Source organism: Tessaracoccus lubricantis, assembly GCF_039544535.1.
Classification (GTDB): Bacteria; Actinomycetota; Actinomycetes; order Propionibacteriales; family Propionibacteriaceae; genus Arachnia; species Arachnia lubricantis.
This window is the reverse complement of the sequence record NZ_BAABLV010000055.1, coordinates 1-7844: the sequence shown is the minus strand read 5'-3', so window position 1 is coordinate 7844 and position 7844 is coordinate 1. Positions and strand designations below refer to the sequence as shown.

The 7844-nt window shown below is 65.1% G+C and carries 7 protein-coding genes and 1 pseudogene; 5 read left to right on the top strand and 3 right to left on the bottom strand.

Annotated features, from left to right (window positions below):
* Positions 1-193 precede the first annotated feature (193 nt).
* Together ABEA30_RS15440 and ABEA30_RS15435 are read right to left on the bottom strand one after the other, a co-directional pair.
* Positions 194-628, bottom strand: coding sequence for a VOC family protein (locus ABEA30_RS15440; RefSeq protein ID WP_345584436.1), 435 nt, complete (start codon positions 626-628; stop codon positions 194-196).
* Positions 629-802: 174 nt separating this feature from the next.
* Positions 803-1291 carry an SRPBCC domain-containing protein gene (locus tag ABEA30_RS15435; protein WP_345584434.1) on the bottom strand — a complete coding sequence of 163 codons (489 nt, stop codon included), beginning with the start codon at positions 1289-1291 and terminating at the stop codon, positions 803-805.
* Positions 1292-1379: 88 nt separating this feature from the next.
* Between ABEA30_RS15435 and ABEA30_RS15430 the strand changes: the two genes are divergently transcribed.
* Complete coding sequence (locus ABEA30_RS15430) at positions 1380-2060, top strand: uridine kinase family protein (protein WP_345584432.1); 681 nt, start codon at positions 1380-1382, stop codon at positions 2058-2060.
* Positions 2061-2576: 516 nt separating this feature from the next.
* On the opposite strand, the pseudogene ABEA30_RS16005 reads toward ABEA30_RS15430, so the two are convergent.
* Positions 2577-2735, bottom strand: a pseudogene (locus ABEA30_RS16005) (nucleotidyltransferase domain-containing protein); the annotation flags it as partial.
* A gap of 85 nt (positions 2736-2820) precedes the next feature.
* Between ABEA30_RS16005 and ABEA30_RS15425 the strand changes: the two are divergent.
* The 4 genes from ABEA30_RS15425 to ABEA30_RS15410 all read left to right on the top strand — a co-directional run.
* Positions 2821-3282, top strand: a complete 462-nt coding sequence (locus ABEA30_RS15425; RefSeq protein ID WP_345584430.1) for an AAA family ATPase — start codon at positions 2821-2823, stop codon at positions 3280-3282.
* A gap of 287 nt (positions 3283-3569) precedes the next feature.
* Entirely contained in the window at positions 3570-4259 is a 690-nt protein-coding gene (locus ABEA30_RS15420) for a hypothetical protein (RefSeq protein WP_345584428.1), read from the top strand.
* Complete coding sequence (locus ABEA30_RS15415; protein WP_345584426.1) at positions 4256-6478, top strand: hypothetical protein; 2223 nt, start codon at positions 4256-4258, stop codon at positions 6476-6478. Before ABEA30_RS15420 ends, ABEA30_RS15415 begins: the two co-directional genes overlap by 4 nt.
* 76 nt (positions 6479-6554) lie before the next feature.
* On the top strand, positions 6555-7844 hold a 1290-nt coding region (locus ABEA30_RS15410; protein WP_345584424.1), incomplete at its 3' end, for a hypothetical protein.

Sequence of the window (7844 nt, the reverse complement as noted above, 5' to 3'; positions counted from 1 at the left end):
GAACACACCAACACACCCGTCAACCGCCTACCCCTGACCGGATAGAAAAACACCACTCAAAGGGACTTGACCGTGTCGGTCGTCCCAGTTAAGTGGCGGAGTGTCACGCTGAGTCTCGTGACAGCGGAGCAGCTGCTGAGCACCCAATTGAGGCGAGCTACCTGCGGCAAATGAGTGTGTTCTGCGGTCGTCTTTATTGCAGCACCGGTATCAAGTGCTGGGGGGACTCTGGGTCGGTGAGCTCCACTGTCAGTCCGTCGGGGTCTCGAACAACGAATGACCAGTAGCCGACCCAGAAGGGTTCGGGTGTGAGGGTCTCCGCGCCGGCGCCCTTGAGCTTGGCTACAGCGGATCTGAAGGCCGCTGGTGCCAGCGCGAGGGAGATGGATCTGACGTGCTCGGTTTCCGGCGCCCCCGACAGCTGGCCGTGGCTCCAGCCAGGTTGGAAGGCCCAGCCCTGAGGTCGAATAAGCGAGTCGACACGCCGAAACGACAGTTGCACGCAGTCGTGCTGGAACGCGATGTCCTCCGCTTCATCCCAGATCAAGGTGAGTCCCACATGCCCTCCGTAGAACTCGCGGGTGGCGCCGATGTCGGTGCAGTACTCGTACGCGAACCAAGTGGCCATGCCGGCGACAGTACCCGTCTGGCCGATCCAGCCCCGCCGCGGTCTCTCTATGCGTGGGCAGCACGTGCCGCGGCTTTGTCGCGCGCATGACGCGGTCGACCACGCCGCAGATCTCCAACCAGAGCGGCAGAGGTTGAGGAGTGCGGCACTCTCAGCGTGCCCCAGCTGCCGGCTTCAGGGGGTGGTGAGGTGGTGATGCGTTTTGTACAGTCGCCAGAACGCCTGCTTCGGCAACGGAGTGGCTTCGAGTGAGCTCTCGAAGTAGGTCAGGTGGGTGATCCACCCGGGCAGGTATGAGCCGGTCAGGTCATCGAGCCCGGTGTGTCGCAGGTGCATGAGGCACTGGTCCACAGCGTCCTGCTCATCCCCGCCGGGCTCCACGGTGACAACCAGGTGCGATGATCGTTCTCCAGGGAACTCCCACGTCATCCCCAACCGCCGGTCGCATTCGATGGTCTCCACGACGCTGGTGCACAGGTGACCGTCTCCATGGTCGACGACGAGGGCCTCTCCAATTGAGAACCCGCCCCCGCGTACGTGGCCGAGCCACTCGGGCAAGTACTGCTCACTGGTCAGGTGCCGCCACACATCGGGCGTCCTGCGAGCCAGTTTCCACGTGATGCTGACGGCTGCGGTGTCCTGGGCGTACTCAACCAACGGCATGACACCATTCTCACCGATCCGTCGAAGGACGAAGCAACCAACAGGCGGCATGAGCGAGCATGGCTGCTGTCGGCAGCAGAATGGGGTCATGACCATGACCTTGCTCGAGGGTGAACCCGCTGCAGGGCCTTGGCGGGCCCTCGACACTGCCGAGCTGGTCAATCACGTTTTACAGGTGGCCGGGCAGCCGCTGGGTCGGCCGCAGATCGTTGCCGTGGACGGCAGGGGAGCCTCAGGTAAGTCGACGCTGGCTGCTGAGCTGAAGCGGGCCGTCGCCCGTTCTGCGGTCGTCCACACGGATGACCTGGCCTGGCATGAGCCGTTCTTCGCCTGGGGGCATCTGCTGCGCGAGATCCTGGTGACACTGCACCGTGGGGAGGGTGTGCGGTTTCAGCCGCCGGCGTGGGGGCTGCATGGACGCGAAGGCGTGATCGAGGTTGCCGCGGAGGCGGACTTGGTCGTCATCGAGGGCGTCGGCGCAAGCCAACGCGAGTTCGAGCACTTCGTTGATGCCTCGATCTGGGTGCAGTCGGACTTTCAGGAGGCCGAGCGGCGGGGGATCGCTCGCGACATGGCCGAGGGTGTGAACGGTGATCGCGAGCAGACGATCGCGTTCTGGCACGAGTGGATGGCACATGAAGTGCGGTTTCTTGCCGAGCAACGTCCGTGGGAGCGGGCCTGCCTGGTGGTTGCCGGTTCCCCAACCATCGACCTCGATGAGGGGCAGTTCGCCGTAGCGCCTGCACCTTCGAACAACCCGTGGCTCTGATGGTAGGTGCCCCCGCATCTGCCAACGCGACAGTAGCGTGCGGCCACGCTCAGTGCGGCAGATCAGGACGTCAGCCGTTCCAGCCAGGGGTGTGTCGGAGAGGTTAGTGCGATGGCGTCGTGGAGCCACCGTGCGCTGGGCGGGCCCCAGGTGCGCGATGGTGGCGTGGAGGTCGTGCTCGTCCTTGGGGCGAGGTGATCGGGACTTGTAGAGGAGTTGCACCTCGGGCGCGAGGTAGGGGATGCCCGAGGGCGACACCCGACGCGTGTCCGCAAGGCTCATGCGAATCCGCGGGTCTCGGCGAGACACCCAGTGGCTGCCGTCGGAATCGTCGATCATGAACTGCACCCGCCACGGGCCTTCGGCGTTTTCACGGCACCAGATGTCGTGCACGCTGGTCGGCAAAGTCTCGCCGGGTCGCCAGCGGCGCAGCGTTCCAGGTGGGTCGGCTGCGAAGATCTGCCAGTCGTGCAGGCGTTCCTGGATCAGCTGCTGGTCTGCACGCAGGACGAGAACGTCGATGTCGGCGTGTCTGCGGGTCTGTCGACCCACGAACAGGTCGATGGCCCAACCGCCCGCCACCAGCCAGGGGCGATCCGCTCCTCCCAGCAATACTTTGACCCCTGCCGGGGACAGGGGCGACCAGGGTCCAGTCACCACTGGTTCGACTCCCATGAAGACAGCCTGGCACGGCGCCCTCATCGTCAGGAATGCAGCAAGACTGTACGTTCGAGATGCTGGTCGTCCTAGGGTTGCGGTCATGCCTCGCGTCGTCTTCATGTGTGGCCCCGCCGGGTCCGGTAAGTCGACCGTTGCCCGCCGGCTTGAGGCTGGCGGCATGGTCCGGCTCTCATACGACCAGGAAGCTTGGAATCGAGGACTACTGGTGATGCCGTTGCCGCAGGCCACGCACGAGGAGATCGAGAGGCACCTTCGCCGACGTCTGATCCAGCTCCTCGAGCATGGCCGCGACGTCGTTCTGGACTTTTCGTTTTGGTCGCGCGCTATGCGCGACGACTGGCGTCGCCTTGTGGCTGAGTACGGCATCACTGCGGAGACCATCTACATGACGACCGACAGGGAGACCTGTCTGGAGCGCCTACGAACGAGAGCACAAGACCACGGGGACGACTTCATCCTGGACCCTGACATCGCGGCCCACTATTTCGTCCACTTCCAGCCGCCCACGGACGACGAAGGCCCGCTGACCGTTCATTGCTGAGCCCAACCGCAGCGGGGTGTCCGGCCCTCGCGCGATGCGGCAGAAGCGGATGTTCGGTGAAGGGATACTGGCGGCAGTTGCGGACGTTCGTCAAAGCGCACACACGTCATACGCGGCTGAACGACGGTCAGTCGGCGGAACTGCTGTGGGTGCGTGTGGAGACTGTGGCCGAGCGGCATGCTTACGAGCGGCTCAGCCACAGCGGCGCGTGTCATATTGCTGCCGATACCGGCCGATTTCGGTAGGTTCTGCTGGAGTGAGCTGTCTCACTCGGCGGGAGGTGCTTGATGGCGGCAGACTTTGCTGGGCCGATCGAGCGTCCAGCCCACACGCGCACGCAGCACGCGATCCGGCTTCTGGTCTTAATGGACCGGACGGGTGAGGTGGTTGCTGACGGTGATCCCCCGGCAGCGGTTAAGGCTGTTCGCAGCGAGTTGCGTCTACAGGCGATGGACTTCTGGATGCGGAACCCGGACTACCTGGCCGATGAGTTGATCTCGGGGGTCGAGTCAGGGGCGCTGGCGGCCGGCATGTTGGACGTCGCCCGGAGCCTTCTCGATGACCCCGAGCCTGATCTGCATTACTACCCGATGCCTCGGTGGTTCTACGGCGCATACGAGGCGATCGATGACGCGATGGCGTTATTGGAGACGTACGGGTTGGCGACGTTCCGCCGTTCGGGTGAGCCGGGTTCGAAGAGTTGCCGGAACCAGATGTTCTTGACGGCCGCGGGAGAGCGGGCGGTGGTCGAGCTGGCGGCCGATCCGGTCCTCGGCTGGTATGTCCGGCAAGCGGAGCTGGTGGAGTTGGTGGCAGGGGACACGGTGGGCAGCAAGCTGAAGGAGCGGCAGTACGAGCAGGCGACGTACGCAGGCACGGAGCTGGGCTTGGACATCGCGCCTATCGCTGAGCATGTACGCTCGCGGCTCGATGGGTTGAGGTCGAGCGCGGCCGCGTCTGGAGGTGTTGGCGTATGAGCGCGCTTGCAGAGGAGATCGTCAAGATCCTCGGACGCCGTCGCAAGGAGAAACGGCTGGAACTCGAGGTGCCGGAGGTCGACAAGGTCCTGGACCACCTCGGCATTCCGACATCGGCATCGAAGGGTGTGCCCGTCCATCTGCGTGTGGCCCGGGTGTCGTTCTCGGGGACGAAGCGGCTGGATCCGGCGCATCCGGATGCGGAGGGCTTCCCGCTGGAGGAGATGGGCGGTGACCGGCATGAGCCGCTTGAGACGAACACCGACGACGCCGCCCACGGCGAGGCCGCTGCCGAAGCCGAGGAGGGCGAACTCGCCGATCAGACTGAGCGCGAGGAGGGTGACGTCGAGGAGTCGGAGGCCGAGGGTTCTGTTGTGCGGGCGCTGGTGCCGTTCGACTTCACATGGGAGCCGTTGGATGGTGTGAACGGCGTCGGGTCGGGGAGCAACCTGCGCGGCAAGTCGAGCATCGTGGAGTTGCTCCTGTGGTCGCTGTCGGGCCGTTGTGCGGTGTTCTCGGTTGCGGTGCGCCGCTGGATCGAGCATGTCGAGGTGGATTGGGTTGTCGGTGCGGAGACACTGCGGGTCGCGTTTGACGCGGACAACGGTGAGGTCAGCAACGGCTCGGTGACGGTCATCGAGGAGGGCGGCTCCGAGGGCCCAGTCATCGCGACGTTCAGAGACGCCGAGGCGTTCGAGGATGCGATGAACTCAGTGATGATGAGCCGGCTCCGGCTGGAGAGCTTCACGGTGTCGCAGGCCGGCAAGCCGGTGACACACAGATGGGCGTCGTACGTGAACGCGTTGTGGGTTCGGCCCAAGGACTTGAAGTCGATCATCGGCAAGGAGGCGACGCTCAGCGTCCGGCTCATGCAGATGTTCATTGGGACCGACTGGGTGCCGGTTCTGGCAACGGCATCGACGATTGCCGGGTCGCTGGAGGCGGAGCAGAAGATCGCAGCGCAGCGGAGAAAGACTGCGACCGATGCCATGGAGGGCTCTCGGGCCGAGGCCCAGAAGGTCGTTAGAGCCGTTGAGGCGAAGATCGCAGGCCTCCCGAAGGGAACGCCGGATCCGGCGAAGCTCGCGCTGGCGAACGCCCGGATCGGTGACCTGATGCGCCAGATGCACACGCTGGAGACGCAACTGCTGCGTCAGTCGGTTGCCGCTGACACCGCTCGGCAGCAGTTGAAGGCAGCAAAGGCGCGGCAACACACCGAGTACGAGCACGCATTGCTGACGAAGTTCTTCCACCAGATGGAACCGACCGTGTGTCCGCGATGCACGGCCGGGGTCACCGACGAGCGACGTGCTGCGGAGCCGGACGAGCACAAGTGCTCGGTGTGTACCAGCGACCTGAACCTTGAGGCCCTCAAGGTGAACGTCATCGTCGCCAACTCTGTGGATGACGCTGTCGCTACCGCGTTGGTGGAGGCCACCGCTGCCGTGTCCGAGGAAGCCGGGGAGGAGCCGGCGCCGAAGACTGAGGTCGAGGCGCTCGCGGAAGCCGGTGAGCGTGTCGAGGCCGTCATGTCTGCGCTCCGTGAGCAGATCAACAAGCTTCAGGTCACACACGATGATCTCGTCGCAGAAACGACCTTGGATGCGGCGTTGGCGCAGGCGGTCGAGGACCGTCGTCTGTTGGACATCGAGCTGGCCCGCGCGGAAGGCGCCGTTCAGGCGCTAGCCGCCCCTATCGCGCCGGTCGATGCGTCTCCGGTCGACCCCGTCCAGTTGGCCGTTGCCGAGGCTGCGGAGAAGGTCCTCAGCAGTTGGGTGAAGGGGCATCAGGACCCGCTGCTGACGAAGATCTCGTCTGAGATCGAGCGCTTGGTCGTGAACTTCGGTGCGGACAGTCTGAGCAACATAAGACTCGACGGCGCCGCGAACATGTCCCTGCGACAGAACGGTGATCCTTCGACTTACGGGCAGGTGACGCCGGGTGAGCAACTGCGGTTGAAGATCGCCGCGGTTATCGCGCTGATCAAGCACGGGTACGGCGAGGGCATAGGACGGCACCCGGGCTTCCTGCTATTGGATTCGCCGGCGGCGGAGGAGGTGCCTGACGGGGACCTGGCCACGATGGTGGCGGCTCTGCTAGAGGTGGCGAAGGAGGCGCCGATGCAGATCATCGTCGCCACAAGGAGCACGGGACCGCTGGTGGAGTTGCTGCCGGAGGAGTATCGGCTCATCGCGGAAGGCGACAACTTTGTCTGGTGAGCCCCCCGGTTGTTGTTCGGCCGGGCGTCTGGCGGCCATCAGACACACAGCGCACAGGAAGGACTGAGAGAGAGACATGAGCGACAACGCCAGTGGTTCGCTCATCGAGGCTGTTTTGGCCATGGCGCAGGCCTCCGGGGGCAAGGCGTTCCCGGACACCGCGGTGGCCGACCTCGGCGGCTGGGCTCGCCTCGCGACCGAAGCCGCAACCCTTGCTGGAACCCCGGTCCTTCCTATCGTGTCGAACCTCGCCGCCCGTGACGCCGAACTTGGCGACGCGGAGGCGGCTGCCGCGCTCGAAGTGATCGCCGACGCAATCCTCGCTACGGACCAACCGACACTGCTCAAGGACTCGGTGGAGCCGCTCCTCGCCAGCGCAGTTGCGACGCAGGTCACCGGGGCCAAGCTCGCCGCAGGCTTGGAGCCGCTGGCCTCGGCGTTCCTCACACGCCAGGACCGCGACGCGGTCCCTGACTTGTTGTCCGCTGACGCACTCGAGGCACTCACCCGCCTCGTCGCGGCTGGGCACGGTTCGCACTTCGCCCTCATGGCGCTCCTGGAGAAGTTCAAGAAACCGACGGCCGTCCCCATGGCGCGCGCAGTCATTCGGTGTGTCAGCACCGCGGTCGACATCTGGCCAGCAGCCGACCAACTCGTCGGCGTAGTCCGTGTCGTCGGAGGTCTCGAGCCGGTAGAAGGCGGTGATACCTCGCTCGCGGCCGAAGTCGAGTCTGACGCCGCCTGGGCGCTCGCGATGGCAGGCCTGGTCGCAGCCCTTAGGGCATCGACGCTCACCGAAATGAGCCCGCATCTCGAAGAGGCGGCCAGGTACTTCGCAATAGCCGCAACCGCCTACCAACGCCCCGACGCACGCCCGATGCTCGCCATCATCAACGCGCTCCGGGAGCTCGTCGCAGGCATCCTTGCCAGCGACCCGACGGCCGCGATGGCCGGCGAACCACTCTCCCCCGACGTGCTCGGCGGCATCCAGGAACAGGTGCACAGGTTCTCCGTCAACTCCAGCGGCCTAGACCACTGGTTCGGCGACAGCAAGGTGTCAACCCTCCGCGCGTGGGCCCACCTGGCCGCCGACCTCGACGAGATGCGCAACCAGCTCGGGAAGGACGGGTTCTACCAAGCCGAGGTCGTCATCAACGACCTGCTCAACGTCTACCTCAGCTCCCGTGCGTTCCGTGTCGGTGGTCGCGACGCCGACATCGCCGGAGTCCAAGACCTCATCCAGCCCGTCATCGAAGGCGGGTTCGCGTCCAACTCCAGCCACCTGTGCAACCTTGAGGAGTACACGGCGCAACTCATCGACGCCGCAACCACGAGTGAAGACGAGGGTCTCCGTGAGCGGCTGGAC

Excerpts from the sequence above, each read along its gene's own strand:
- ABEA30_RS15440 (WP_345584436.1), bottom strand. The coding sequence starts at position 628 with ATGGCCACTTGGTTCGCGTACGAGTACTGCACCGACATCGGCGCCACC.
- ABEA30_RS15435 (WP_345584434.1), bottom strand. The coding sequence starts at position 1,291 with ATGCCGTTGGTTGAGTACGCCCAGGACACCGCAGCCGTCAGCATCACG.
- ABEA30_RS15415 (WP_345584426.1), top strand. The coding sequence starts at position 4,256 with ATGAGCGCGCTTGCAGAGGAGATCGTCAAGATCCTCGGACGCCGTCGC.
- ABEA30_RS15420 (WP_345584428.1), top strand. The coding sequence starts at position 3,570 with ATGGCGGCAGACTTTGCTGGGCCGATCGAGCGTCCAGCCCACACGCGC.
- ABEA30_RS15425 (WP_345584430.1), top strand. The coding sequence starts at position 2,821 with ATGCCTCGCGTCGTCTTCATGTGTGGCCCCGCCGGGTCCGGTAAGTCG.
- ABEA30_RS15430 (WP_345584432.1), top strand. The coding sequence starts at position 1,380 with ATGACCATGACCTTGCTCGAGGGTGAACCCGCTGCAGGGCCTTGGCGG.